This window comes from Gluconobacter roseus, assembly GCF_046058915.1.
GTDB lineage: Bacteria > Pseudomonadota > Alphaproteobacteria > Acetobacterales > Acetobacteraceae > Gluconobacter > Gluconobacter roseus_A.
This window is the reverse complement of record NZ_CP175538.1, coordinates 1,249,775-1,276,053: the sequence shown is the minus strand read 5'-3', so window position 1 is coordinate 1,276,053 and position 26,279 is coordinate 1,249,775. Positions and strand designations below refer to the sequence as shown.

Below are 26,279 nucleotides of genomic sequence, written 5' to 3'. Positions count from 1 at the left end.
CTCAGATCTGCTGGATGTCGGACATGCTGAAGCCCGGATCGCCGGCGCTGTGGCCGATGCGGATTTTCGTGTCGGAGAGGAAGGTCACGGGCGGGACGGGCAGGTTGTAGGGCGCGGGCGCACGCTGCACGACACGGCCTGCGGCGTCGAAATGCGAGCCGTGGCAGGGGCAGAAATAGCCGCCCTTCGCTTCCGGTGCGGAGCCGGGTTTGTCGAAGGTCGGGACGCAGCCGAGATGGGTGCAGATGCCGACCAGCACGCCATATTCCGGACGGACCGAGCGGTGCCAGTTCGTGGCGTCCTTTGGCTGCTGGAGGATTTTCGAATCTGCGTCGCGCAGGGTGGCGAGGTGTCCGGGAACCTGAAGGGCGGCCAGTATCTGTGGCGTGCGGCGCTGGATGAAGACGGGCCAGTCCCGCCACTGCACGGTCATGTTCTGTCCGGGGGCAAGCGTGGACAGATCGACCTCCAGCGTGTTGTCGGACAGGGGTGTGGCGGCGGGGTTTTTCAGGCTGTTGAGAAAGGGAACGCTCAGGGCGCAGGCGCCTGCGCAGCCAAGGGCGAGGGTTCCGGTTGCCAGCAGATCCCGCCGTTTCGTGCCGTCCGGGGACGGGGGTGTCTCGCTCTGGGTCATGCGGAACCTCTGCCGACTATGCCGGGATGTCCGGCGGGAAAGAGAGCGGCAGGATAGGCGGCTTTGCCGTGGCGAGAAAGACGGGGGCGGTAGCTTTTGGGAAAAGCGGAGGTTAGTGTTTTCCGAAATGCTACGGCGATGCGAACTCCGGGAGGGCCCAGGGCCATGACAACGGGACACGGTTTGAAGATCATGCTGGCGGCTCTGCTGGGGCTTGGGCCGGTGCTGGCATCTTCGGCCATGGCGGCGGACGGGGCGGCGCTGTATCACGGGAAATGTGCGATGTGTCACGGGCCTTCAGGAGCGGGACGTCCGGGGACATTTCCGCCGCTGGCCGGACGGGTCGGGCAGATTGCGGGCAGTACTGACGGGAAGGCGTATCTGGCGGCAGTTCTGGTGAACGGACTGCATGGGCCGATCACAGTGGACGGGCAGTCCTACAAGGGATACATGCCGGCGTTCCGGGCGCTGTCCGATGATGATATCGCCGTCGTGCTGGCCTATGCCGCCACTCTGGGCACAACAGGTACGGCTCCGGAAATTTCTGCGCAGGACGTGCAATCCGTCCGTGCGACGCCCATGACGGCAGATGCATTGCGGGAGAAAAGACAGTCGCTTGCGGTGGTACAGTCTTCGCACTGACAGAAAATGGACATGTTTTGATACCAAACAAACGCAAATGCGTCTTGTAACCGTGCATCCATCTCTGAATATCTGTGTTTATTCAAAAATAATGCCAGCCGGTAAATGGCCAGAGGGGGGAACAATCATGTCACAATCCGTCGTAACCCATACTTTACCGCTAAAGAATATCCATATTCCTGCGCGGGACCGGACTGCCGTGCGTGCGCCGGGGCGACCGGTCAATCTCATGCTCAAGGATAACATCCTGGCGGCCATTGCACGCGTTCTGGTGGAGGAGGGCTATCAGGGCCTGACTATCAGCCGCGTTGCCAAGGCCGCAGGTGTCTCCACCGCTACGGTCTATCGCCGCTGGCCGACCAAGCAGGTGATGTTCTTCGATGCCATCCGCCTGTGGCGCGATGATCTGACGCCCCAGATCGATACGGGCAGCTTTGCCGGAGACGTGGATGAACTGATCGCGGCCCGCGTCAGATTTCTCGCCACGCCGCTGGGCCGCACCTACGGAACCCTGCTGGGTGAGGCGGTGCGTGATCCGGAGTTCGGTCAGGTCCTGTGGGAGACGAGCGTGGTTCCGGCGCGTGCGCAGATGTCACAGTTTCTTGAGCGCGCAAGCCGGCGGGGCGAAAACGTCTTCTGCCAGGACCCGAATACGGTTCTCGATATGCTGCTCAGCACGATCCATTTCCGGGCCATGAACATGCTTGGGCGTGAGCCCATGAATACCGAGAAAAACATTCAGGAAATCCAGGCTCTCGCACACTGCCTGATTTCCTGCTGATCTTTCGGCCTTTCCCTCTCAGGCTGTGATCAGAATCCGTAGGATACGCGCCCGCCGATAAAGCGGGGCGGTCCGGGGATGTAGAAATAGGTTGTCGTCGCCATGCCGCCGCTCTCGAAGAAGCTGCGGTTGAGCAGGTTGGACGCGTACACCGTGGCCTCCCACTTCCCCGATGAGGGGCGCAGGGTCGCATGGGCGCCGAGCAGAAAGTAGGGCGGCAGGCGATAGAAGCCAGTACCGCCGACCGCGATCGCCTGACTGCCGCGATAGGACCAGTCCGGCCCGATATCGAAACCCAGTGAAGATGTCAGAGGCTGGCGCCATTCGGCCTGACCGTTAAGGGTCAGCTTGGGCTGGCCGTTATTCACTCCCGCGAAATTGCTGTTCACGGCCTGCCAGACGCCCGTCTTGGCATAGGCGGCATTGGTGGCGGCACGATTGACGTTCAGGAAGTCCTGATAATTGCCGCGCTGCCAGCCGATGTTCTGTGTGACGAAGACATGCCGCACCGGGTGCAGTTCGATCGTGCCCTCGAAACCCCAGCTTTCGGATTTGGGGACGTTCGTGATCTCGCTGAGTGGGCCGTAATTCGGGATCAGCACCGTGCCCACGACCTGCTGGTTGTGGAAATCGTTATAGAACGCCGCTCCGTTCAGGCGCAGGACGTTGGGGATCGGGTCGCTCTTGAAGCCGAGTTCGTAGGTCAGCACCGTCTCGGGGCCGAATGGGTCAAGCTGGGCCTGGATCTGGGTGTTGTTGGCGCTGAAGCCGCCAGGTTTGAAGCCCTTGCTCATCTTGTAATAGACGAGCGTGCTCTTCGTGGCCTGCCATGAGACGCCGACCTGTCCGGCGAACTGCGCCGAGGCCGTGCTCTCGCCGTGGAAGGCCGTCGTCTTACCGCCAAAGATTTCCGATGTGAGGCCGGGCAGGCTGCGGTCGTCGATCTCGTGCAGCAGGCCTGCGAACAGCGTCACGTTATGGGGCAGGCGGTAGCTGATATGGCCGAATTCGGACGTGCTCTCCTGATTCATGGAGAAGGACGTGGCCATCATGTAACCGCGGGCCGCATAGTCGGTGTAATCGAAGAAGAAGCGCTGTTTCATGCGGCTGCGCTGGTAGAACGCACCGACCACCCATTGCAGGCGGCTGTCAGGATTGCTGGAGCCCAGACGCAGTTCCTGCGTGAAGGCATTGGCGCTGATGGTGCGGTAGGTGTCGGCTTCGGAGCGGGATGTGCCATCCTGATCCGTATATTCGCCCTGCCGCTCGGTCTCGAAAGCCGTGACGGAGGTGAGTTTCGCAAAGCCGAAATCATGGTCCATGTGCAGGTCCCAGCCCCAGAACTGGTTGTGCTCGCTGGGTTTGAGGCCTTCGGGACGTCCGATCAGGTTGGCAAACTGCGGGCGGGAGGACCATTCGGCCTGTGTCTGCCCGAGCTGGGGCAGGCCGGTCGTGCCGATCAGGCGGTGAATGGCCTGACTGGTGACAACCTGGCTGTTGTCCTGCACGAAATGGCCGGAAAGCAGGATCGTGGTGCGGTTGTCATCCGAATGCCAGCGCAGCTTGCCGCGCAGGGCATAGGAATCCGCGTCTCCAAGATGGGCGCCGTTCTGCGGATCGGTCTGCCAGCCGCCACCCTGCCGGATCTGTCCGGCGAGACGGAAATCCAGCCCTTTGGCGATCGGGCCTGAAATATAGGCCTCGCTCCGGCTGCGGGCATAGGAGGCGATGTCCTGACTGGCGCCGTAATGCAGGGTGCTGGTCGGGTCGGCGGTGCGCAGTCGGACTTCACCGCCGGTGTCGGACTGTCCGTGTGTGGTGCCGACCGGGCCGGGGGTGACGGTGGCGTCCGCCAGATCGAACATCAACCCGCTCGACATGGTCGATAACGCGAAGGGCACGTCATCGAAATAGGTCATGACGGTGGGGATGTTGTTCATCGTGAAGTCATTGAAGCCGACGCCACGCAGATAGAAATTGGTCGAGGCTGTGCCGTTGATGGACTGGATCGTCAGGTTGGGCGCCACGCGTTCCAGATCACGCAGGGTCACGACGCCGCGCTGGATCAGGCGGTCGGCAGTGAGGCGCGTGTCGGCATCGGGAAGGTGCTGGGCGGCGACGAAGGCGAAATCCGTCCGGCGGGCGGTGACGGCGATGGTTTCAGTGTCACGCGCCTGGATGGCGTGGGGTGCCGCAGGAGCGCCTGCGTGGGAGGCTGGTTTTGCGGGCGTGTGGTGAGAACCCGCATGATGGGGTGTGCGGGCCTTGCCGGCCAGCGGTTTCGTCTCTTCCGGCGGGGCCGCAAGGGCGAGGGAAGGGCCAAGGAGACCGGCGCTCAGGAGAAGGGCCTTGCGAAGCGTCATGGAAAGGGCGGGTCTCCTGGAGGGGACGGTATCGGTTGGGACAGCCTGCCTGAAAATGGACAGGAAAGCCCTGAAAAACATCGTGCTTATATTGCACTCCTGCATCAGCGCCAACGGCCCGCGCAAATTGGTTCCCAAGGCGAAAGATTTCGCTTGAACTGTTATGATATAACATAATAAGAGAGCCGTTCCGATTATCCTTCGCTCCTGCCGTCTTCCTGTCCGGAGGTTTCATGCCGTCTTTCGTGTCTGCCCGTTCATTTCTTCTGCTACTGGGCTGCACCAATGCCCTTGCCGATTCCGCATTTGCGCAGTCGGTCACGTCGCCTGCTCCGGCATCCCAGGCAACAACAACGCCTTCCGCAGCACAGACGGATGACGAGGCATCCGATGCCCGGTCCAGCTTCGGTCATGCCGATGACCAGCATGGAACGACGACGACGGAAGTCAGTCGCGCAGGCGCGGATGACATTACCGTCAACGCCCATCTCGAACGGGCCCGCGCAGCACTTCAGCCCTCCACGGGTGCAACGACCTATACTTTCTCGCGGCAGGCCATCGAGACCAATCCCGGCGGCGATAATGCGGGTCTGAACACGCTGCTGTTGCAGGCTCCGGGTGTGGCGCAGGACAGCTACGGGCAGATCCATATCCGTGGTGATCATAACGAAGTGCAATTCCGTCTCGACGGTGTGGCGCTTCCGGAAGGCATGAGCGTATTCGGACAGACGCTCATGACCCGGTTTGCACATTCCATGTCGCTGACGACGGGCGCGCTGCCCAGTGAGTACGGCTTCCTTCAGGCCGGTGTGATCGATATCAACACCAAGAACGGCTATTCGGACGCCGGCGGTGACGTTTCGATCTATGGCGGTGCGCGCGACTATTTCTTTCCGTCCGCGCAGTTCGGCGGTCATCACGGCAAGTGGGACTGGTTCGCCACGGCGGATTTCGTGCACAACCGTGTAGGGATCGAAAACACCACGCCGAGCTTCAACGCCCTGCATGATCTGACGAACCAGTATCACTTCCTGGGTCATGGCCGTTACACGGTGGACGAAAATACCCGGATCAGTTTCACGGCCGGTATTTCCAATGCCGAATACCAGCTTCCCAACAATCCAGGACAGCAGCGCCAGTTCGCCAACCCGTCCTTTGCCAATAGTGACCTGTCACAGAAGCTGTACGGCAATGGCGACAGCTCGAGCCTGAACGAGCATCAGAAGGAAATCACGGATTTCGGTATCCTGTCCCTGCAGAAGGACATGGGCAAGCTGAGCTTCCAGACGTCCGCCGTGCTGCGCTACAGCTCCCTGCGCTACTCGCCCGATCCGCTGGGCGATCTGGTCTATAACGATATTGCCCAGCGTGCGGCGCGTTCGGTCTTCTCGACCGGGACGCAGTCGGACGCCACATGGCAGGCCGCGAAGGATCACACGGTCCGCTTCGGCTATCAGATTTATGTGGAACGAAACGTTTCTAAATCGGATTCGACGGTCTACCCGCAAAGCGGCGAGGACGGTGACGGCAATGCGGTCTATTCAGACAATCCGCTCACCATCCATGACGGCACCGGCCGGACGGGCTGGATGTACGGTCTTTATGCGCAGGACGAGTGGCGCCCGCTGAAGAACCTGACGATCAATTATGGTCTGCGCTTTGACGGGGTGGATGAATATACCCATTCCAAGCAGGTCAGTCCGCGTCTGAACATCGTCTACAAGCCCTGGCGTGGCGGGACATTCCATGCTGGATATTCCCGTTACTTCACGCCGCCGCCGTTCGAACTCGTGGGCGGCACGTCGCTCAACAAGTTTGCCAATACATCCGCAGCTCCTGGGACGTTCCAGAACAGCAACGTGAAGGCCGAGCGCGATCATTACTTTGATGCCGGGTTCTCCCAGACCCTTCTGCCGGGCTGGCATGCGTCATTTGATGCGTATGTGAAGCTCGCCAAGAACATGATTGATGAAGGCCAGTTCGGTTCCCCGGTCATCCTGTCGGCGTTCAACTACCGTCGCGGGCAGGTTCATGGTTATGAATTCGCCACGGACTACACCCGCGGCGCCTTCAGCGTGTACGGCAATTTCTCCTGGTCGCGCGCCATCGGCAAAGACATCACCACAGCGCAGTGGAACTTCGATCCGGACGATCTGGCCTATACCAGCAAGCACTGGATCCATCTGGATCACGATCAGCACTGGACCGCCTCTGCGGGTGGAAGCTATTCCTTCTTCCACAGAACCGGCCATCCGCTGCGCCTGTCCGCCACAATGGTCTATGGCAGTGGTCTGCGCGCCGACGGTGCGACACCGAACGGCGCGTCCGTGCCGCAATATGCGACGTTCAACCTGTCGCTGGTGCAGTCCTTCAAGGATCTGTTCCAGGTTCCGTTCCTCAAGCGCACACAGCTGCGTCTTGACGTGACCAACCTGTTCGACCGGACCTATCTGCTGCGTGATGGCAGCGGCATTGGCGTTGGTGCGCCGCAATATGGTCTGCGCCGGACGATCCTCACCGGCATTGACCAGCGTTTCTGATGCTGGTTCCTGACGGATCGGAAGATCCGTCAGGCTGGTCCGCCAACAGGTGACAGAAGCGCCTGATAGCGGATCTTTTCGAGGGCGGCCGGGATGTCCCTCACCGGCACGGCCTCACACAGAAAATCTCCCTGTACGAAATCACATTCCATCTCGAGCAGCGCGCGCACCTGCGTGGCGCTGCCGATGCCTTCCGCGACGACCTTGCGCCCGAGGCTGTGGACGATGTCGATCACGCCCCGGATGATGGCGGCGTCCGTACCGTGGCGTTCCAGTCCGGCGACAAAGGCCCGATTGATTTTCACATAGTCGAACGTAATGGTTTTGAGATGGGTCAGGGAGGCAAAGCCCGTACCGAAATCGTCAAGTGAGATCTGCACGCCCTGGCTGTGCAGGGTGTCCAGTTCGTGTTCGAGCTGCTTGTGATGGGGACGCGAGAAGACGTTCTCGGTGACTTCCAGCGCCAGGGCATCGAGCGGGACGTTCATTTCTTCGGCGACCGTGGTGATTTTCCGGAAGAAGTCGCTGCCTTCGAGGTCGCATAAGGCGATGTTGATGGCGATGCGCTCGAAATGGATGTTCTGCTCCTGGAGCAGACGCATGTCTTGCATGACCTGATGCGTGACGAAACTGTTCAGCGTCAGGGTCAGTCGCGGGTCCTCGAAGATTTCGGGAAAATGCTGTGGGGACAGGACCCTGTGTTGCGGGTGGTCCCAGTGCAGAAGGGCCTCGAAGGAAATGCGGTCGGGAGCGCTCAGGGAGAAGATGGGCTGGTAGAAGACCTCGATGCTGTGGTCGCGCAGGCCGGTCTGCACGCGTCTGCGCAGCCGGGCTGCAAGATCCAGCTTCTCTTCCATGGAGTGGTGATATTTACAGATGCGGTTGCGCCCGCCCGTCTTGGCGGCATACAGAGCAAGGTCCGCGCATTTGAGCAGGGATTTTTCCCGGGCAGCGGGCAGGGGAACGCAGACATAGCCAATGCTGACGGTGCAGACATGGCTCATGATCGGGTTGCGGAAGGTGAAACGCATCCGGGCGAGGATGTTGAGAAGATCCGTTTCGAACCGCGCCGGGGTGTTGCCCGTCATGAGGACGGCGAATTCGTCACCGCCGATACGGGCGATGAAACAGCTGTCGCTCTGGAAAGACTGAAGTTTCTCGGCGACCTTCCGCAGCAGGCGGTCGCCTGCGTCATGGCCGGACGTATCATTGATCGTCTTGAAGGTGTCGATGTCGAGCAGGGCCAGGCAAATATGGCTCGCAGTGCTCGTACGCAGAAGCCGGCGCAGGATGTGGGAAAAATGCTGGCGGTTGGAGATCTTGGTCAGGAAGTCGGTATTGACGGCTTTCTGGAGTTTCTGACGGCTGGCCTTCAGGTGGTTCTCGGCCTGCTTGCGGGCGGAGATATCAAAACGGATGGCCACATAGCTCGTGACTTTTCCGTTTTCAGAGATGTGGGGGACGATGGTTGTATCGACCCAGTAAAGGGAGCCGTCTCGGCGGCGGTTGCAGATTTCGCCGTGCCAGACATGGCCTGAGGCGATTGTCCGGTACATCTGCCGGAAGAACTTCCTGTCATGCTGCCCGGAGTGCAGCATCCGGTGGTCGTTGCCAATGAGTTCGTCACGGGTATAACCGCTGATTTCTTCAAACCGGCTGTTGACGGAAAGAATACGACCGCGGGTATCAGTAATGGCAACAATGGCGGAGCAGTCGAGGGCGTGAAGGACGAAATCATCACGCGTGCCCTGAGGCCAGTTATTGGCATAGTTCAGGTTTTTCCTGACATCATCCTCTTGTTTTTCCATCACCCGGGTTGACTCTCTCAATAGGAGACCTGAGTAATATCATACAATAATTAAGCGTTCGTTAAAAGGCGCTCGTGGTATTTTCGGGAATGTTTTCGCAGGTCTGCTGCGGCCGTTTCCGGTTTCTTGTATGTAATGTTAGTTTTTATTTGATTGTTTCCAGTAAAAAATCGTCGCTGCCATGCGGATCCGGAACCGTGCCGGAAGAATTCCGGCGCGGTCGGGCGGGAAAGTCAGAGTTCGGCCCACTGGCGCAGCAGGTTGTGATAGGTCGAGGTCAGACCGAGAACGGCGGGATGACTGTCGGGCAGCGCCTTGCGGGTTTCGATGATGGAGCAGTCGAAGTCGTAGAGCAGTCTGCGCTTGGTGTCGTCGCGGACCATGGACTGGGACCAGAAGAATGAGGCCCAGCGGCTGCCGCGCGTGATGCGGTTGACGCTGTGCAGGCTGGTCGAGGGGTAGAGTACCATGTCGCCTGCGGGGAGTTTGACGCTCTGGGTGCCGTAGGTGTCCTGGATGACGAGTTCGCCGCCGTCATACTCGTCCGGGCCAGTGAGAAAGAGCGTGGAGGAGACATCCGTGCGGATGCGCATTCCGGCACCGGGGATCGGGCGGATGGCATTGTCCACATGGGCGTCGAAATGCATGCCGGTGTCATAGCGGTTGAAGAGTGGCGGATAGACGCGCAGGGGCAGGGCGGCGCTGTTGAAAGTCGGGTTGCGGCCGAGCGCGCGCAGGACCCGTTCGCCGAGTTCGCGGCATTCAGGGGAATCCTGCGGGATCTGGAGGTTCAGCTTGGCCTTGGCGGACTGTTCGCCGGCAGTGACGCGGCCGTCCGTCCATTCGGCGGCTTCCAGTCTGTCACGGAAATAGCGGACGTCTTCAGGGGAAAGGATGTTGGGGATGTGGACGAGCATGGGGTCTGATCTCTGGAAGGGAAGGGTTAGTTGAGAATGACTCTTATCTTGGAGTCATAAGGCCGTTTGTGAAGGGCGGCAATCAGGCGCCGGACCGGGTGTCGCGCGTCCTTTCGTTGACACGTCTGGCAGAGCGGGGGATGAGACGGGGATGGCATTTCATTCCCTTTCCGTTGCGTGGTGTGCGGGACTGTCGCGTCGGCAGGTGGCTGCTGCGTGTCTTGTTGCGCTGGCCTGTGGTGCGGCGCCGGTTCGGGCCTCGGAAGGGATGGGGGTGCCGCTGTCCATTCATGATGCGATTGCGGCGGCCTGGAAGGCAGACCCGGTGCGGGCCGAGCTGGAAGTCAATCAGGATTCCGCCGATGCGCGGGCGAAGGCGGCGCAGTCCTGGTTCGCGGGCGGGCCGACGCTGACGGGTGATTACTATGATGACCGCATCAGCGGTTTCAATCATGGTTACATCACCTGGCAGGGCGGCGTTTCGGTGCCGCTGTGGCTGCCGGGACAGGGCACTGCGACCGAGAACGTGGCGAAGGCCGAGGCGAAGACAGCAATCGTTCGTCTTGATGTAGAGCGGATGTCGGTTGCGGTGCGGGTCGTGGATGCGACGGGGGCTGCGATCATGGCCATGCGTCGGCAAACGGCGGCGCTGGCGACGGTGGCGGCGCTCCGGCGGATCGAAGGAGACGTGCAGCGGGCCGGGCATGCCGGGGAAATCGCGGTATCGGATCAGCAGGCCGTGGAGGCACAACTGGCGCAGGCCCGGAGCGAAGCCGACATGGCCGCCGAGGAGATCGAGACCACGGCGAGTCAGTTGCGGACGCTGACGGGGCTGCCGGGTGTGCCGGACATCACGCAGGCGGATGAGCACTGGCTGGCGCTGACGCGGGCCAATGACGCGCGCTGGGTGGAGGATGTTGATCCGCGGGTGCGGGCGACGCATCAGGCCGTGATTGCGGCGCAGAACCAGATGAAACTGGCGCGCAAGAGCTTCATGCCCAATCCGGAAATCGGCGTCGATGCGATTGATCAGGGGCAGTATGACAGCCCGTGGGATACGCAGGTGGGCGTCAATCTGCGGGTGCCGCTGCCCAGTGCGGTGACGAATACGCCGCAGGAATCCGCAGCACGGGACCGGATGGCGGCAGCGACGCGGCAGGAAGTCGAGGCGCGGCGGGCTGTGCGCAACGAAATGGCGCAGGTGCGGGCGCATCTGGTTGCAGCGACGGGATCGCTGTCGAATTCGCGGGTCGAGGCGAGTTCCATGCTGCGCCGGGCGGACGGGATGGAGCGGTCCTGGCGGGTGGGTGAAACGCCGCTTATCGAGGCTCTGCGGGCGCGGATGGATGCGTATCGGGCGCTGCTGGATCTGAACCGTGCGGAGATTGCCTGGCATGCGGCGATTATCCGGATGGGTATTGCGACGGGGACCATTCCATGAGCCGGTTTGTGGGTTTTCTGGTCTGTGGGGTGGCGCTGTGTGCTCTGTCGCGTGCGGGAGCGGCGGATGCACCGGGCTGGATGCAGCCGCTGACGCTCGGGGCCGAGGCGCGGGACGGCGAGCATCTCCAGACCGCGACGGTGCTGCAGGGGACGCTGCATGACACGGTCTCGGCACTGGCGCGGGTGAGCGCGGATCTGTCGCGGACGGTGGTGATCCGTACGAGCGGGGACGGGAAGGTCACGGCGGTGCGGGTGACGCCGGGGCAGAACGTGGTGCCCGGGCAGGCGCTCATTGATTACACGGATCATTCCCTTCACGTGCTGCATCTTCAGCTTGAGCAGGACGAAGCCGCTCTGGCCTCGGCGAAGGCGACGCTGGGGGAGGCCGAGCTGGCGTATCGGCGCGGACAGTCACTTGTGGGTAGTACTGTGTCGGCCGGGGAAGTGCGGCGGCGTCAGGCGGCGGTGCAGCAGGCGCGCAGTACGGTCGTGGCGCGGGAAGCGGATATCGGGCTGATCCAGCATCGGCTGACGGAGGAGTTCACCTCCGTGACAGAAAAGATCGTGCAGGATGAGGCGTCCACGCTGATTTCGCCGGTGCGGGGTGTTGTGCAGTCCATCCAGACTTCCGTGGCGTCGGACGTGACGCCGAGGCAGCCTGTGGCGACGGTCGTGGATCTGTCGGGCGTGTGGATTGTCGCGGATCTGCGGCCCGATGAGGTGTCGCGGCTGGTGCCCGGCGGTGTTGTGACCGTCCGGCCTTCGGGGAATGCGCGGGCTGAGCCGTTCCGGGCGAAGATTACGACGATTGATGGTGTGGCTGATCCGGTGACGGGGTTGGTGCGGGTGGTCTGTGTCGTGGACCGGCCGGTGGCGTTCCTGCGGCCTGGCATCATGCTGGATGCGGCGCTTGAGACCAGTGAGGCCGTGGATGGCATGATCGTGCCGTCGAGTGCGGTGCAGACGATCGAGGGGCATGACCTTGTCTATGTGCAGACGGCCGAAGGGCAGTATGCGCCGCGCGAGGTCCGGGTGCGGCTGGCGACGGATGAGAGTGTCGTCGTGCAGGGCAATCTGAAGGCGGGAGATGCTGTGGTGACGGAGGGCAGTTTTGCCCTGAAATCCATGTCGCTCGTCAGCGGGCTGGATACGGACTGACCGGGTTTCATGCTGCATTTTTTCCAGTCCAACCGTTTTGTCCTGCTGGGTCTGCTTGTTGCGCTGATGATCGGCGGGGTGATGACCGTGCCGGGACTGCCGGTCGAGCCGGTGCCGGATATTTCGCCCAAGCAGGTCATGGTTTCGGTGACTGCGCCGGGGCTGGCGACGGAAGAAGTCGAGAAGCTTATCACCTTTCCGGTTGAGGCGAGCCTGACGGGGATTCCGGGTGTGACGGACCTGCGCTCCGTGTCGCGGACTGGGGTGTCGGCGGTTTATCTGCAGTTCGATGACGCGACGGATATCGATCTGGACCGGACGCGGGTTTCGGAGCGGTTGCAGGCGGCACGGGACAGCATCACCATGCCGGGTGTGAGCGTCTCGATGGGGCCGCTGGCGACGGGCATGGGCGAGATCATGCAGTTGCAGATCCGTGGCGCCGGGCTCTCGCTGATGGAGCTGAACCGGCTCATGACCTGGACGGTCGTGCCGCAGTTGCGGCTGGTGCCGGGCGTTGTGGACGTCAACGTCAATGGCGGATCGGTCGAGACGTATCAGGTGGCGGTTGATCCGGCGCGGATGCGGACGTTCGGGGTTTCGATCAGCGAGATCGTGCAGGCTGTCGATACGAACAATGCGTCGTCCGGTGGCGGCTGGATTGCGCATCATGCCGAGCAGAACGTGGTTGTGGGCCGGGCGCTGGTAGGCAGTCTGGCGGATTTTGGCGCCATTCCCGTGAAGCTGGGAGCGGGCGGCCATGTGATCCGGCTGCGGGACATGGGGGTTGTGTCCGCCGGGCCGAGGACGCGGCTTGGGGCCGTGACGCGGGACGGGCAGGGTGAGGTGGTCATTGGCGTCGTGATGATGCAGACCGGGGCCAGCTCGAATGCGACGCTGGGTGCGATCGGGCGGGCTTTGCCGGCGATCCGGCAGTCCCTGCCGTCGGGTGTGACGCTGGAGCCTTATTACAGCCGGGCGACCCTGACGGGGCAGACCATCCATACGGTGAAGGAAAACCTGCTGATCGGCGCGGGGCTGGTGCTGTTCGTGCTTGTCGTCGTGCTGGGGGACTGGCGGGCGGCGCTGGTGATCGTATCGGTCATTCCGGCGGCTCTGGTGGCGGCCATGGCGGGGATGCGGCTGTTTGGCGTTTCGGCCAATCTGCTGAGTCTGGGGGCGATCGATTTCGGGATGATCGTGGACAGTTCGCTCGTGGTGGTGGAGCATATCATGGTTGAGCGCGCTGCCACGCGGGAGTCGAAATCCTTTGCCGAACTGACGGTGGAGGCCGCAAAGGCCGTGGTGCGGCCGGTCAGTTTCGCAATCCTGATCATCGTTATGGTGTATCTGCCGGTGCTGACGCTTCAGGGCATCGAGGGCAAGATGTTCCGCCCGATGGCACAGACGGTCATCATGGCGCTGCTGACTTCGCTGGTTTACTGCTTCGTCTGTGTGCCGGTTCTGGCGGTGCTGGTGATGCGCAACAGCCTGCCGGATCGGGAAACCTGGTTCGTGCGGACGGTCCGGCGGTATTATGAGCCGGCGCTGCGCTGGACCGAGCATCACAGCGGGCGGCTGCTGATTGTGACTGTGGGGGCTTTTCTGCTGGCGGTGCTGGTGGGGGGCGGCTTGGCGGGGAGTTCGTGCCGCAGCTTGAGGAAGGATCGTTGGCGCTCAATGCGATGCGCCTGCCTGGTGCGTCTCTGACCACGGTTCTGGAGGGGGTGACTGAGGAAGAGCGGATCCTGCGCTCCTTCCCGGAGGTCCAGACGGTTGTAAGCAGCACGGGGACGGCGGCCATTCCCACGGACCCGATGGGAACGAACGAGACTGATACGTTCATTTTCCTGCGGCCGCGCAGTACGTGGAAGACGGCTACGACGCAGGCGGGACTGGTCGAGAAGTTCAATGCCGCCCTGCAGGCGAGGCGGCCGGAGGCGGCGTATTCCTGGTCGCAGCCGATCCAGATGCGGATGGATGATCTGCTGGCGGGTGTGCGGACGCAGCTTGCGATTTCGGTCTATGGCGATGACCTTGCGGAGCTGAACCGGATCGCGGGGCAGGTTGTCGAGACGCTGCGGACGGTGCGTGGTGCGGCGGATGTCGCGTTGCAGGGGAGCGGGACGGTGCCGTTTCTGCATATTGACGTGAACCGGGATGCGGCGGCCCGGCTGGGGGTTGCTGTACCGGATATCCTGGCGGTCGTGGAGGCCGTGGGGGGGCATGTCGGCAAGCCGGTGACGGTGCAGGGGGCGATCATTCCCACGCAGGTCCGTCTACGGGAGGATGCGGTCAGTTCGGCGGACCGGATTGGTCATCTGCAGGTGCGCCGGGCGGACGGGCAGGGTTGGGTCCTGCTGTCGCAGGTGGCGGATATCGTGCTGTCGGACGGGGTGTCGCGGATTGACAGGGACAACATCCACCGCCGGGTGATCGTGCAGGCCAATATCCGCGGGCGGGATGTGAGTTCGTTTGTGTCGGCGGCGCAGCAGGCCGTGGCGCAGAAAATCAGGATGCCGCAGGGCTACCGGATGGTCTGGGCCGGGCAGTTCCGGAACCTGCAATCCGCGCTGCACCGGTTGTTCATTGTCGTGCCGATTGCGCTGGCGCTGATCTTCCTGCTGCTGGTGGCGGCTCTGGGGTCGTTCGGGGCAGCGGCGCTGGTGTTCGCCAATCTGCCGATGGCAGCGACGGGCGGGATTTTCGTGCTCGCGCTTCGGGGGCTGCCGTTCAGCATTGCTGCGGGGATCGGGTTCATTGCGCTGTTTGGCGTGGCGATCCTGAATGGTGTGGTTCTGATGAGCCAGATCCGGGTGTTCCGGCAGGATGGGCTCGCGGCGGCGGATGCGGCGTTTCAGGCGGCGCGCAGCCGGTTGCGGCCGGTTCTGGCAACGGCGTCCGTGGCCAGTCTGGGCTTCTTTCCGATGGCGTTTTCGGGTGGGTCTGGCGCGGAAGTGGAGCGGCCTCTGGCGTCTGTCGTGATCGGAGGGCTGGTGTCCTCGACGCTGCTGACGCTGTTCGTGCTGCCGACGCTTTATGCGCGGTTCTTTGGCCGTGAAGACGAAAGCGCCCCGGACAGGGGGTGAGGCCTGTCCGGGGCGAGGGCCCTTACTGGAAGGGCAGGTAGCGGAAGTCGAAGAAGATCTGGCTCATGCTGGTATGCGGATCTCCGCCGATGCCGGACCAGATCTGGCGGCGGGCATAGGCGAGCTGTGTGCCGGCTTCCACCGTGCCGAACTTGCCTTTGAAGAAGCGCCACCAGCCACCGATCGTGATTTCCGAAACCGCACGGGTATTGGCGGTGCAGGACAGGGTGGAGAGTTCCTGCAGGCAGCCGGCGTTGGAATAGCCGGGATTGCCGTAGCCGTAGGAGCCGCCGTTCTGGTTGAAGTAGGAATGGCCGACGCGCTGGGTGCCGACATAGCCATAGACGTCAATGCGCGGATTGGGATGCGCGATGATGCCGGCCTGGGCCTGGACGCCGAAGAGTGGGTCGGGGTTGCCATTGGCCTTGAGCGTGGCATCGGGCAGCAGGACGGAGCCGTAGCGGTTGATGCCCCAGCCTGCGAGGCCGGCCATGCGCAGTTCCACTTTGCCGGGGATGAGTGGCAGGATCATGGAGCCGCCTGCGCCGCCGCCGATGGCGGTGTTGTTGTGGCCGGTATTGCCCATGGTCACGCGGTCATGGGGGAAGTGCAGGATGCCTTCCATTTCGTAATGGCCCCAGATCGGATCATAGGCGACCTTGCCAATGACGTCTGGCGCGATTTCGTTGGAGAAATTGGCTGTGTCGTTGGTCAGACCGACACCATTCTGGCCGATCGTGACGATGGAGCCGTTGGGCATCGACACGGCGCCGTTGCTGGCGGAGAAGCCGGTCGTATCATACAGCGTGGCGGGGTTTTCGATCGAAAGCGCCGTCCACAGGCGGTGATGGAAGAAGTCCTTCACGATGCGGACTTGCCACTGGCGTGACCAGGTCTGGCCTGCAAGCATGGAGGCCTCGATCGTTTCCGGAAGGCTTTCCTGTCGTGCGACGATACCGGCACGGCCGGGTGTCAGGAGGCTCCAGGCCTGACCTGCGAGGAAATGCCAGCCCGCTTTGGTGTCGTCATAGGCGAGATAGGCCTGACGCATGCGGAAGGAATAGCTGTTGCTCTCATAGGGGTCGGTCGTGACGGCACCGGCGCCAAAATCGGATTCAAAGAAGCCGGAGATCGTGGATTCAGAGTCGATATTGCCGCGCGCCAGCAGGGACAGGCGGCTGTAGCGGGCGCCGCCGTCGAAATTGTTGGTGTGATAGCGCGGCTCGTTCGGATACGGCATGTCTTGCCAGAAATTGAACGTGTCGGACGCAATATGGCGATTTTCGAGCACGGCGGCGGTATCGACGAAGCCGCCGAGCATGAGTGTGACCGGGCCGAGATGGAACACGCCGTGATCGCCAACCGCGCCCGCGGCCTGTGCACCCAGCGTTTCACGCGGATGCGGGCCGACGCCGTTTTCGGCGAAGTGAACGAGCACGTCTTCGGCGCGATGGCCAACGACGGCGAGTTCCGATCCCCTGTCGGTATCGACCAGGCCGCGTCCGGTGGGGGAGAGGGAGACCCGGTCGCGTCGTGCGGTAGTGCCACGGACCGGTTCGGTTCCGGAGGCGGCCGTCATTTCGCCGGGCAAGGCCGTGAACTGCGGGGCTTCGGCAGTTTTGCTGCCGTGACGGCGGGCGGATGCGGTGGTGATGCGTTCGGCATGGTCCGCGTGAACGTCACTGCGCGCGTCGGGGCGGGCAGCGGCGAGCTGTCCGTCATGAGATTGAGATGCGGGCGCATGGGAGGCGGAGGTGCCGGATGCGTGGTGTCGTGCGATTTCCGCTTTCAGCAGGGCCATGTCGTGATTGATGGCGCGCTGTTCTTCCTGCACATGGGCCTGGGCCGCCTGAAGACGGCTCATTTCCTGTTCCATTCTTGAAACGATATCGTCATCGGCCCGGGCTTTTGTCCCCAGTACGAGGACGCCAAGGGTCGTTCCGAGAAACAGGCATCCACGTCCCGATAACCGCAGGGAGCGCAGGGTGCGGAAGGTGAGCAGTTTCAACTAATTCCCCCATGTCAAAAGATGTCCCGAACATGTGCATGAACTCGCGGGCGATAGCTTCTAAAAAGATTTTCAAGTGTGTGGGCCTGTGCGAACGGCGGAAAACCGTTGTGAGCGGAGGACAATATTCGTGATGATTTTCTCTGTGCTCACGGGAATGTGAGGTTGTTTTTGTGCTGTTGCTTCTGTGATCTTGCGGCGCCGGAAAGGCGATACGACGGAATGCAGGCAGTAAAAAACGCGATTATATCATGGATATTCTCCCGAATACGGTCATGGTCTGTAGCGGGAACTTCGGGCTTGTTCTGCTCGGGAGGTGGGACACTGTTCGTGTTCTTCAAAATCGCCGCTTTTTGCGGGGCCGGACAGGCATGATCTGTCTCTGTAAGGAAAAGTATCAGATCTGTTTTTCCATAATGTGTTGATGGGACGGGACCGAAGTTCCGGCTTCACTGCCCTGTATCACTCGGGCATGCTGGGTGGATGGATTTGGGGAGGCATGTGTTGTCCTCCCGCAATGGAGTGCCGTGATGAAAGTTGCTCTGGGACAGTTTGCCATGGCACCGGACTGGGAAACCAATCAGCGCCAGTGTCTGGATCTGATCGAGAAAGCGCGTGAGGGCGGGGCCGAACTTCTGGTTTTGCCTGAAGGGATTCTGGCGCAGGACATCAATAATCCGGAGCTTCTGCCGCAGACGGCGCAACCGCTGGACGGACCGTTCATGGAGGGGCTGCGCAAGGCCAGTCAGGGCATTGCCGTGGTGGGATGCGTGAATGTTCCGGACGGGAATGGGCGGTTTTACAACACGCAGTTCGTTCTGCGGGATGGAGCGTTCATCGCAACGTATCGCAAGCTTCATCTGTATGACGCGTTCAGCATGAAGGAATCCCAGCGGACCTCGCCGGGGCTGGAGCTGCCGCCTGTGGTGCAGATCGGGGACATGAAGGTGGGTCTGATGACCTGCTACGATGTGCGTTTTCCGGAACTGGCGCGCCATCTGGCACTGGCGGGTGCCGAGGTCCTGCTGCTGCCTGCGGCCTGGGTGCGGGGGCCGGGCAAGGAACGTCACTGGGAAATCATGTCCGTGGCACGGGCGCTGGAAAACACCTGCTATGTCGTGGCGGTCGGGGAATGTGGCGCGCGCAATACCGGGTTCAGCATGGTTGTTGATCCTCTGGGTGTCGTGACGCTGGCGCTGGGCGAGGCGCCTGCTCTGGGCTTTGCCACGCTGGACCGGGAGCGGATTGCTCATGCGCGGCGGGTGCTCCCGGTGCTGGAAAATCGGCGCTTTGCGGCCCCTGTTCTGGCGGAGCTGCAAGGCTGAAGCCTGGCTGTAGAAGAGGTCTATCTTCTGCAAACGGCTATGTTACAGTGCGTTTCGGTCAAACAGTCTTGCAGACGGATAATGAAGAACCGTATCGCGTGGGGTATGGGGGCCGGTGCTCTCGTTATGGGGCTTGGTGTGATCGGTCTGAGCCTGCGAAATCCGCACGCAATGCAGGCTCAGGCGGGTCGACCAGACCCGTGCGCTTCTGCGGCCGCGCAGGCCCAGCGCCCCCAGAACTGTTCGGATTCCGGCCATTCCTCGGGCGCCGTGTATGTTCCAACATCCACCAGAAGGTCCGACGACAAGAGGGGCGGCTCCGGTGACGGGGATGAGGGCTCGGCGGGCCATGCTGGATTTGGCGAAAGCGCGGGTGGCCATGCGGGCGGGGGCGAATAGTTTTCGCGCATGGTTCAGCTGCACCGCCTGACGTCTTCCGCAAGGCCAGACTGGCAGGCTGAGGCGGACCGGCTCGGCTATCATTATTACCGCAACGCCGATGGCAGTTTCGCCTGGCGCGAAGATGTTCGTTACGAATTCGATGTGGCTGCCGTCACATTGATCCGCAATGTCTCCGAAACGCTGCACCGGCTCTGCCTGTCGGTCGTGGACGAGGCCGTCAGGCAACCGGGCGGACTGGATGCGTTTCACATTCCGCCTGCCGTGCAGGACGTGGTGCGTCAGTCCTGGGCGCGGCGTGATCCGTTCCTGATCGGGCGCTTCGATCTCGCCTGGTGCGACGGCCAGCCCCGGCTGATCGAATATAATGCCGATACGCCCGCGACCTTGCCCGAAAGCACGCGGATGCAGAGTTCATGGCATCGGCAGAGAGGGCGCCCGCATACTCACGCACCTCTGGATGCGCAGGCTCTTGTAAATCGGCTGGCGGATCTGCGACGGAAGGGGCGGATTGAACGCATCCTTCACATCGTGCCCTATCCGGACAACCTCGAAGACACGACCCATGCCGTCTATTACCGGCAATGGGCCGAACAGGCCGGACTTGAAGCGATCCATTGCGAATTGCGCGATCTGGAAATCACGCATGGCGGCCAGCTTCTGCATCGTGGGCGGATCGTCCGGAGCATGATCCGCATGTACCCATGGGAGCTGATGTTCCGCGATTCCGGTGCGCGGCATCTACAGAACTGTGGATGTACGTTCCTGAATCCGCCCTGGACGGCGCTGCTATCCAACAAGGCGCTGCTGCCGGCTTTGTGGAAGCGTTATCCAGGGCATCCCAATCTGCTGGCGGCGGGATATGTACCGCCGGACGTGACCGGCAGGCACGGGCGATCTTCTCCCCGCGCCTATGTGGAAAAGCCGATCCATGCGCGCGGGGGCGAGAATGTGCGTATCCTGCGCGATGGCCGCGCCCTTTGCGCCGAGGGCGGGACCTATGGCGCGTATCCGAAAATCTATCAGGAATTCGCCGATCACCGGATTGACGGGGTGACGGCATCGGTTGGGGCCTGGATTGTCGGGGACAGCTTTGCCGGCCTGACCATGCGGGAGAGCCAGGACCCGATCGTGCGGCACACCTCGCCGATCGTGCCGCATCTGGTCCGCAGGCCGGGCTTCATGCGCAGACTGCTGCGCTCGGGGTGAGCGATCGCGGGGCATGTCTGAAAGCTTCACACAACACCGCCCCGGTTTTGCTACATGATGGGATCAGCGTCCTTTAGGGTGCCGACTTCCGTCATCGTGGGGATGCCATGCAACCTGTCAGTGCAATCAACAGATTTGGATGGGGCCAGCGGGACAATGCGCGGGAGGGCGCGGGCCTGTCGCTGCATGATTGGCTCGCGCATCAGCTGACCGGACCTGACACCGCTGCGTTCAGAGGCGTGTCTTCCTGTGCGGACGGCCTGATCGCATTGCGGGAACAGCGTCGCACCAAGGTTCAGGGCGACCTGCTGGTCAAGCCGATCTTCCAGGCGGAAGTCGCCACGCAGATGGACACCCTGCTGCTGACGGATCAGCCTTTTCGGGAGCGGCTGGCGTGGTTCTGGTTCAACCATTTCACGGTCAGTCTGCGGCAGGGCAGCACGCGGGCTGTCATCGGCGCCTATATGCGCGAGGCCATCCGTCCGCATGTGACCGGACGCTTTTCGGACATGCTTCTGGCGGTCATGCGGCATCCGGCCATGCTGATGTATCTGGACAATGCGTCCTCCATCGGGCCGGACAGCGCGGCCGGCCGCAAGAGCCATCACGGGCTGAACGAAAACCTGGCCCGCGAATGTCTGGAACTGCATACCGTCTCGCCCGCCGCCGGATACAGCCAGGGAGATGTGACGTCCTTCGCCGCGATCCTGACAGGCTGGGGCGTGGACATGAAGGCAGAGCGGCCGGGGTTCGTGTTCCGGGAGAAGGCGCACGAACCGGGACCGAAAACTCTCATGGGACAGGCCTTTCTGGAAGGCGAGGACGGCGGCGTACAGGCCCTGCATTTCCTTGGCACGCATCCCGCGACCTACCACCACATCGCCACGCAGATGGTCCGGCATTTCGTGGCGGATACGCCGTCACCCGCTTCCGTGCGGCATGTCGAGACCGTTTTGCGGGATAGTGAAGGCGATCTGCAGGCGGCCTCCCTCGCGCTGGCGGAGCTGCCCGATCCGGGGCTGGGCGGGGGCAAGTTCCGCTCGCCCATGGACTACGCCACGGCCGTGCTCCGGGCATTATCCATCGGTGGAGAGCCCAGCCGGCCCGATGATCCGCATTCGCCCCCCCATCAGCTGGCTTCGGCTTTCAGCACACTGGGGCAGCCGCTGTGGACCGCACCGCTGCCCAATGGCTGGAGCGACAATGCCGCAGACTGGTGCGCGCCTGCGGACATGCTGGCCCGGGCGGACTGGGCGTGGCGGGTGGCTGCGCATGTCCGAAACGGTGATCCTATGGACATCGCCGATATCGCCCTCGGGCCTGCCCTGCGTCCGCAGACGCGCACCGCCATGCATCACGCCGGGTCGCGTCAGGATGCGCTGGCCCTGCTGTTTTCTTCCCCCGAATTCCAGAGGCGCTGAGTCATGATGATCCGCCGTCGTACTGCTCTGCTCGGTCTGGCTGCCAGCTGGACACTGGGACGTTCTTCACTGGCCTTTGCTGGCTCTTCCGGTGGGCCGGATGATTCGCGTCTGGTCGTCGTGATCCTTCGTGGCGCGCTGGATGGCCTGTCCGCCGTCACCCCCTATGGCGATCCCGATCTCGTGGTGTATCGCCGGGCGCTCGTCCTCCCCGAACCGGGACAGGAGGGAGGATTGCTCGATCTGGGCGGCTTCTACGGCCTGCATCCGTCGCTTGCGACCCTGCACAGGCTGTACGGAGAAGGCCAGATGCTGTCGATACACGCGGTGGCGGGGCATTATCGCAGCCGGTCACATTTCGAGGCCCAGGATTATCTGGAAAGCGGCGCGGATGAACGTCTGGACAGCGGGTGGCTGAACCGGGCCGTTTCGGTGCTTCAGGGGAAGGCGAACCGGCCGGACGGCTACGGGCTGGCCATGGGTCTGACGGTGCCGCTTCTGCTGCGGGGGGCGGCGCGGGTGGGCAGCTATGCTCCCGCCGGAAGCCAGCATCCGGACGCCGATCTCTACAGCCAGATCCTCGCCCTGAATGCTCATGACCCCGTGACAGGCCCCGCTTTCCGCAGCGCCCTGAAGGCCCGCGGATTTTCCGAAGCGTCCAGGATGGACATGGGGGCCACCGCCGCTCCGGAAACGTCCCGCAAGCCCGAGGCCTTTACCCGGCTCTCCACGGCGGCCGGGCAGATGCTGGCCACGCCACATGGGCCTCGGATCGCGGCTCTGGAAATCGGCGGATGGGACACGCATGCCGGGCAGCTCGGACGGCTCGGCAGTCCGCTGGCGCAGCTCGATCGCGGTATCGGGGCGCTGCGGCAGGGGCTTGGCGAGAGCTGGAAACGCACGGTGGTTCTCGCGATGACGGAGTTCGGACGGACCGTCCGTATCAACGGCACGGGCGGGACGGATCACGGAACAGGCACGGTCGCCTTTCTGGCCGGTGGGGCCGTGGCGGGCGGGAAAGTCGGGGGAACCTGGCCGGGGCTGCGGAGCAGTCAGTTATTCGAGAACCGGGACCTCGCCCCTACGACGGATCTGCGGGCGGTGGCGGCAGGCGTTCTCTGCGACCACCTGCATTTGCCGTCGCGAGCCGTTGCAACGGTTTTCCCGGGGCCGGCCGTGGACCCCATGAAGGGGCTGGTCGTGCCAGTCTGAACGCGTTTCAGAACTCCGAGACGACCGTGAAGAACGTGCCCCGGCGCTGACCGTACTGTGCCTGATAAATGCCGACCCCGCTGCCATCCCGGAGCTGGTAGCGTTTGTCGAACAGGTTGACGATATCGGCGCGAACTTTGATGTCATGCCCGAACGGCATCTTCGTGAAACTATGCTGGTAGCCGATATTGAAGACGTCGTATTGCGGCTCCTTCTCCAGATTGGCAAAGCCACTGCGCAGGCCATAGCCATAGACGAAATCGACATAGGCCATGTCGTGTTTCGTGATCCATGAGGCGCCGGCCGTAGCGGTAAATTCGCCCTGATGGTCAAGCTGGATCGCGTGATTGCGGATATAGGCCAGTTCAGCCGGATCGAACTGGTACTGCGCGGAATTGATATCGCGGGCCGAGGTTTTGACGTACGAAAAATTGCCGAAAAGCGACCATGGCCCATGCCGCCAGGAACTGCCGAATTCGGCGCCATAGACGCGCCCGCGCCTGTAGCTGAAGGGGGCCAGAATGACCGCACGGCCGAACTGCCCGAGATCGGTAAGGTCATGCGCCCATTTGGCATAGGCATCGAGCGTGATCTGAAAATCGGGCGTGATGCGCTGAAGGATGCCGCCATCCACATAATGCGATTTCTCGACCTTCGTGGCGCTGTCGATGGTGTTGGCCGCCGCGTTCGTCGTCCCCGCAAAGCGGGCCAGCGTGGATGGGTAGACATATTGCGGGGAAGGCGGGGCGAAATAGCGCGAATAGCCGAGATGGAGTGTCGTGCTGCGCATCGGTTTCCAGACCATGTTCGCACGCGGGCTCAACTGGCCTTCAGTGTCGAAAGATGACGCGAAACGGTCGTAGCGGATACCGTAATTGAAGGTCAGGTTGCGGGTGATTTTGTATTCGTCCTGAATATAGGCCCCGGCCTCCACCGACCAGTTTCCGGTATTGTCGATCAGGCGCACGGGCGTGTTCGCGGTCTGATTTCCGGCCTCATCAACAGGAAAAGCGAGCGTATCGGTATCGAGACGTTCGGACGTGTACTGTCCCAGCAGTCCGGCCCGTAAGGTGTGATGGCGTGCGATGTCATAGGACAGGTCAGCTTGTATGCCGCCGGTCGTGAAATCGTTGACCTCATGTTCGGACACGCCCTGATAGATCAGATCCCGGTCACGGTCCGGCGTGTAGTCGATGCGGCCGTAGCGGAAATAGGGCGAAACCTGAAGGTTCAGCCGGTCGGTCGTGCGCTGATAGGACAGGACGGCGTAGTAGTTCTGTTCGGTCTGGCTGTCGTTCAGGCTTGCCCAGTTCATGGCCGGATCATGCGGGTTTACGCCTGCGACATCATAAAACGTCGTGTAATCCGGACTGTTCGTATCGAAGGTCTTGAAGGAGTTGGGGATCTCGAAATCCGCATAAGAGGCACTGGTCAGCAGCGTAAGGCGGCTCGCCTCGTCCAGATGCCAGGACAGATACGAAAACGCCTTTTCCTGTTCGGTCACGTCATGGATCGCGCGGAACGTGTTGCTCGGATTTTCGATGCCAATGTTATTGCGGGTGAAGGACAGCGTGGTGAAATAATCCAGTTTTCCGTGCTGTCCCCCAAGCTGCACGGAGGGAACAAACGTGTTGTAGCTCCCACCGTAAAGCGAGACCTGATTGTGTTTGAGGCTGTCGCCGGTCTTGGTCGTCACATCCACCACGCCGGCGGTGCGAAAGCCGAACTGGGCGGGGAGCGTGCCGGTCAGCAGGTCCACGGACTGGATGATGCGGGTGTCGAGTTCCTGGCCGAAACCGTTCAGCCCTTCAGGCAGCAGAACTCCGTTGACGCGATAGGTCAGCCCGCCATGCTCGCCCCGGACGTGTACCTCGCCATAACTGTCGAGAACGACACCGGGGATGCGCAGGAGGATCTGGTTGAAGGCCGCGTTCTGGCCTCCGGGTGTGGTCGTGATCTGATGCTGGTCGATGGTGTAATCCACCGCGCCAAGGCCTGGGAAAATGCGGGCGCGTTCGCGGTTGAGATGGCCGATGACGCTGATCCGTTCGGAGCCGGACGGTTTTTTCGGGAGGGCTGATGCCTTGGTGATGGCAGGCTTTTTCGCACTCGGGAATTTGGCTTCGGGAGAAGCTGCATTTGCGATGCCTGTTCCTAGAAATAGCAGGCCGACCAAAATATAGCTTTTGCTATATAAAAGGCGGGGCGTAAGCGAATATCTTCGCGCGGGAAGAAGCATGAGGGCGAGCCTGCACAATAGATTTCAGCCATCATGAGCGATGGAGCGAGGCTCTACTTAAAGCATCTACGATATAATATGCAACATGCTATATAGATAAGTTCATCGTATGGGGGAGAAGCGGCAGACTTCAGGAATGGCGCGGGCGGTCGGCGAGCCAGAGCATGACGTCGAGTTGGCCTTTCAGCGTGACCGTATGGATGTTTTCAAAGCCTGCATCCTCAAGCCAGCGGCGCATGTTTTCGTTCGAGAAGCCGAGCCAGGCATGGGCGGCCTGTTCACGGAGTTCCCTGTGGTCATGGGTGATGAAATCCACGATCAGCAGGCGACCGCCGGGGGTGAGGACACGGCCGGCTTCTTCGATCGCAGCGCCAGGATGCTGGGCGTAATGCAGCACCTGATGCATGACAGCAGTATCGACGGAAGCCGCGGGGAGCGGAAGGGCATAGAGGTCACCCTGTCTCCAGTCGATGCGAACAGTGGTGTTTTCGTCCAGTTTCGAACGCGCCAGTCTGAGCATGGCGGGGCTTCGGTCCACGCCGATGGCGTGCTCTGCTTCGGGGCCGAGCAGTTCGATCATGCGGCCGGTTCCCGTGCCGATGTCCAGCAGGCGGCCCAATGGGTGCGGAGCGAGAATCTTACGGATGGCCGCCTCCACTTCCTCTTCGGGAACATGAAGGGAGCGCAGGCTGTCCCATTCGGCGGCGTGGGCCTCGAACCAGTCTTCGGCTTCGGTGGCGCGGACGGTTTTTACGGCGGAGAGGCGGGCGCAGTCGGCCAGACGTTCGGTATCAGGTTCCTGATCCCAGGCATCCATGGCGGCAAGGGCGGGGGCAATAATCTGCCGGTCGCCGAGGGTGAGGAAGACCCAGTTGCCTTCCTTGCGGCGGGAGATCAGGCCGGCCTGATCCATGATTTTCAGATGGCGCGACACCCGGGGCTGGCTCTGGCCCAAGACCTGCGCCAGTTCTCCGACGGAGAGCTCCATCTGGCGCAGGAGTGCAATGATGCGGAGGCGCGTGGCGTCGGCCAGGGCTTGGAAGAGAACCAGAGACTGTGTCATGCACAAACTATATAACAATATCATTATATAC

At 62.1% G+C, this 26,279-nt stretch carries 17 protein-coding genes and 1 pseudogene; 11 read left to right on the top strand and 7 right to left on the bottom strand.

From position 1 onward, the window contains the following. Nucleotide 1: 1 nt before the first annotated feature. On the bottom strand, nucleotides 2–634 hold the full coding sequence (petA, locus tag ACJ2A4_RS05910) for a ubiquinol-cytochrome c reductase iron-sulfur subunit (protein ID WP_408874000.1): 633 nt from the start codon (nucleotides 632–634) through the stop codon (nucleotides 2–4). 165 nt (nucleotides 635–799) lie between these two features. Here petA and ACJ2A4_RS05905 point away from each other — a divergent pair, with 165 nt between their 5' ends. Both ACJ2A4_RS05905 and ACJ2A4_RS05900 read left to right on the top strand, forming a co-directional pair. After that, nucleotides 800–1,276 (top strand): c-type cytochrome, encoded by a 477-nt coding sequence (locus tag ACJ2A4_RS05905; RefSeq protein ID WP_408873999.1) that lies wholly within the window; start codon nucleotides 800–802, stop codon nucleotides 1,274–1,276. Between the two features lie 127 nt (nucleotides 1,277–1,403). Further along, the gene (locus ACJ2A4_RS05900; RefSeq protein ID WP_408873998.1) at nucleotides 1,404–2,057 is read left to right on the top strand and encodes a TetR/AcrR family transcriptional regulator; all 654 of its coding nucleotides are present in this window, start codon (nucleotides 1,404–1,406) and stop codon (nucleotides 2,055–2,057) included. A 29-nt stretch (nucleotides 2,058–2,086) separates the two neighbouring features. Here the strand turns inward: ACJ2A4_RS05900 and ACJ2A4_RS05895 are convergent, their stop codons facing one another. Next, on the bottom strand, nucleotides 2,087–4,420 hold the full coding sequence (locus tag ACJ2A4_RS05895; protein ID WP_408873997.1) for a TonB-dependent receptor: 2,334 nt from the start codon (nucleotides 4,418–4,420) through the stop codon (nucleotides 2,087–2,089). Between the two features lie 233 nt (nucleotides 4,421–4,653). On the opposite strand from ACJ2A4_RS05895, the gene ACJ2A4_RS05890 reads away from it, so the two are divergent. Further along, nucleotides 4,654–6,960 (top strand): TonB-dependent receptor, encoded by a 2,307-nt coding sequence (locus ACJ2A4_RS05890; RefSeq protein WP_408873996.1) that lies wholly within the window; start codon nucleotides 4,654–4,656, stop codon nucleotides 6,958–6,960. 29 nt (nucleotides 6,961–6,989) lie between these two features. Here the strand turns inward: ACJ2A4_RS05890 and ACJ2A4_RS05885 are convergent, their stop codons facing one another. After that, entirely contained in the window at nucleotides 6,990–8,768 is a 1,779-nt protein-coding gene (locus ACJ2A4_RS05885; RefSeq protein WP_408873995.1) for a putative bifunctional diguanylate cyclase/phosphodiesterase, read from the bottom strand. A gap of 233 nt (nucleotides 8,769–9,001) precedes the next feature. Continuing rightward, a complete protein-coding gene (locus ACJ2A4_RS05880; protein ID WP_408873994.1) occupies nucleotides 9,002–9,685 on the bottom strand; it encodes a Fe2+-dependent dioxygenase in 684 nt (227 codons plus the stop codon). A gap of 268 nt (nucleotides 9,686–9,953) precedes the next feature. Between ACJ2A4_RS05880 and ACJ2A4_RS05875 the strand changes: the two genes are divergently transcribed. From ACJ2A4_RS05875 to ACJ2A4_RS05865, 3 genes and pseudogenes are all read left to right on the top strand, one after another. Continuing rightward, on the top strand, nucleotides 9,954–11,126 hold the full coding sequence (locus ACJ2A4_RS05875; RefSeq protein WP_408874113.1) for a TolC family protein: 1,173 nt from the start codon (nucleotides 9,954–9,956) through the stop codon (nucleotides 11,124–11,126). Continuing rightward, on the top strand, nucleotides 11,123–12,286 hold the full coding sequence (locus tag ACJ2A4_RS05870; protein ID WP_408873993.1) for an efflux RND transporter periplasmic adaptor subunit: 1,164 nt from the start codon (nucleotides 11,123–11,125) through the stop codon (nucleotides 12,284–12,286). Before ACJ2A4_RS05875 ends, ACJ2A4_RS05870 begins: the two co-directional genes overlap by 4 nt. A 9-nt stretch (nucleotides 12,287–12,295) precedes the next feature. Next, nucleotides 12,296–15,372 (top strand): annotated as a pseudogene (locus tag ACJ2A4_RS05865) (efflux RND transporter permease subunit). A gap of 22 nt (nucleotides 15,373–15,394) precedes the next feature. Here the strand turns inward: ACJ2A4_RS05865 and ACJ2A4_RS05860 are convergent. Beyond that, on the bottom strand, nucleotides 15,395–17,380 hold the full coding sequence (locus ACJ2A4_RS05860; RefSeq protein ID WP_408873992.1) for a hypothetical protein: 1,986 nt from the start codon (nucleotides 17,378–17,380) through the stop codon (nucleotides 15,395–15,397). Nucleotides 17,381–17,910: 530 nt separating this feature from the next. Between ACJ2A4_RS05860 and ACJ2A4_RS05855 the strand changes: the two genes are divergently transcribed. The 5 genes from ACJ2A4_RS05855 (at nucleotide 17,911) to ACJ2A4_RS05835 (ending at nucleotide 22,946) form a co-directional block, all read left to right on the top strand. Continuing rightward, complete coding sequence (locus ACJ2A4_RS05855; RefSeq protein WP_408873991.1) at nucleotides 17,911–18,705, top strand: deaminated glutathione amidase; 795 nt, start codon at nucleotides 17,911–17,913, stop codon at nucleotides 18,703–18,705. Nucleotides 18,706–18,786: 81 nt separating this feature from the next. Continuing rightward, complete coding sequence (locus ACJ2A4_RS05850; RefSeq protein ID WP_408873990.1) at nucleotides 18,787–19,104, top strand: hypothetical protein; 318 nt, start codon at nucleotides 18,787–18,789, stop codon at nucleotides 19,102–19,104. A 9-nt stretch (nucleotides 19,105–19,113) separates the two neighbouring features. Further along, nucleotides 19,114–20,313 carry a glutathionylspermidine synthase family protein gene (locus ACJ2A4_RS05845; protein ID WP_408873989.1) on the top strand — a complete coding sequence of 400 codons (1,200 nt, stop codon included), beginning with the start codon at nucleotides 19,114–19,116 and terminating at the stop codon, nucleotides 20,311–20,313. A gap of 107 nt (nucleotides 20,314–20,420) precedes the next feature. After that, nucleotides 20,421–21,734, top strand: a complete 1,314-nt coding sequence (locus ACJ2A4_RS05840) for a DUF1800 family protein (protein ID WP_408873988.1) — start codon at nucleotides 20,421–20,423, stop codon at nucleotides 21,732–21,734. Between the two features lie 3 nt (nucleotides 21,735–21,737). Continuing rightward, nucleotides 21,738–22,946: a DUF1501 domain-containing protein gene (locus ACJ2A4_RS05835; protein ID WP_408873987.1), complete on the top strand. Its 1,209-nt coding sequence runs from the start codon at nucleotides 21,738–21,740 to the stop codon at nucleotides 22,944–22,946. A 7-nt stretch (nucleotides 22,947–22,953) separates the two neighbouring features. On the opposite strand, the gene ACJ2A4_RS05830 is transcribed toward ACJ2A4_RS05835, so the two are convergent. Both ACJ2A4_RS05830 and ACJ2A4_RS05825 read right to left on the bottom strand, forming a co-directional pair. Further along, nucleotides 22,954–25,185, bottom strand: a complete 2,232-nt coding sequence (locus ACJ2A4_RS05830; protein ID WP_408873986.1) for a TonB-dependent receptor — start codon at nucleotides 25,183–25,185, stop codon at nucleotides 22,954–22,956. Nucleotides 25,186–25,315: 130 nt separating this feature from the next. Then, nucleotides 25,316–26,248: an ArsR/SmtB family transcription factor gene (locus ACJ2A4_RS05825; RefSeq protein ID WP_408873985.1), complete on the bottom strand. Its 933-nt coding sequence runs from the start codon at nucleotides 26,246–26,248 to the stop codon at nucleotides 25,316–25,318. Nucleotides 26,249–26,279: the final 31 nt, after the last annotated feature.

What these genes read in the sequence shown, in the direction of transcription:
- petA (WP_408874000.1), bottom strand. Translation starts at nt 634, where the DNA reads ATGACCCAGAGCGAGACACCCCCGTCCCCGGACGGCACGAAACGGCGG.
- ACJ2A4_RS05905 (WP_408873999.1), top strand. Translation starts at nt 800, where the DNA reads ATGACAACGGGACACGGTTTGAAGATCATGCTGGCGGCTCTGCTGGGG.
- ACJ2A4_RS05900 (WP_408873998.1), top strand. Translation starts at nt 1,404, where the DNA reads ATGTCACAATCCGTCGTAACCCATACTTTACCGCTAAAGAATATCCAT.
- ACJ2A4_RS05895 (WP_408873997.1), bottom strand. Translation starts at nt 4,420, where the DNA reads ATGACGCTTCGCAAGGCCCTTCTCCTGAGCGCCGGTCTCCTTGGCCCT.
- ACJ2A4_RS05890 (WP_408873996.1), top strand. Translation starts at nt 4,654, where the DNA reads ATGCCGTCTTTCGTGTCTGCCCGTTCATTTCTTCTGCTACTGGGCTGC.
- ACJ2A4_RS05885 (WP_408873995.1), bottom strand. Translation starts at nt 8,768, where the DNA reads ATGGAAAAACAAGAGGATGATGTCAGGAAAAACCTGAACTATGCCAAT.
- ACJ2A4_RS05880 (WP_408873994.1), bottom strand. Translation starts at nt 9,685, where the DNA reads ATGCTCGTCCACATCCCCAACATCCTTTCCCCTGAAGACGTCCGCTAT.
- ACJ2A4_RS05875 (WP_408874113.1), top strand. Translation starts at nt 9,954, where the DNA reads ATGGGGGTGCCGCTGTCCATTCATGATGCGATTGCGGCGGCCTGGAAG.
- ACJ2A4_RS05870 (WP_408873993.1), top strand. Translation starts at nt 11,123, where the DNA reads ATGAGCCGGTTTGTGGGTTTTCTGGTCTGTGGGGTGGCGCTGTGTGCT.
- ACJ2A4_RS05855 (WP_408873991.1), top strand. Translation starts at nt 17,911, where the DNA reads ATGAAAGTTGCTCTGGGACAGTTTGCCATGGCACCGGACTGGGAAACC.
- ACJ2A4_RS05850 (WP_408873990.1), top strand. Translation starts at nt 18,787, where the DNA reads ATGAAGAACCGTATCGCGTGGGGTATGGGGGCCGGTGCTCTCGTTATG.
- ACJ2A4_RS05845 (WP_408873989.1), top strand. Translation starts at nt 19,114, where the DNA reads ATGGTTCAGCTGCACCGCCTGACGTCTTCCGCAAGGCCAGACTGGCAG.
- ACJ2A4_RS05840 (WP_408873988.1), top strand. Translation starts at nt 20,421, where the DNA reads ATGCAACCTGTCAGTGCAATCAACAGATTTGGATGGGGCCAGCGGGAC.
- ACJ2A4_RS05835 (WP_408873987.1), top strand. Translation starts at nt 21,738, where the DNA reads ATGATGATCCGCCGTCGTACTGCTCTGCTCGGTCTGGCTGCCAGCTGG.
- ACJ2A4_RS05830 (WP_408873986.1), bottom strand. Translation starts at nt 25,185, where the DNA reads ATGCTTCTTCCCGCGCGAAGATATTCGCTTACGCCCCGCCTTTTATAT.
- ACJ2A4_RS05825 (WP_408873985.1), bottom strand. Translation starts at nt 26,248, where the DNA reads ATGACACAGTCTCTGGTTCTCTTCCAAGCCCTGGCCGACGCCACGCGC.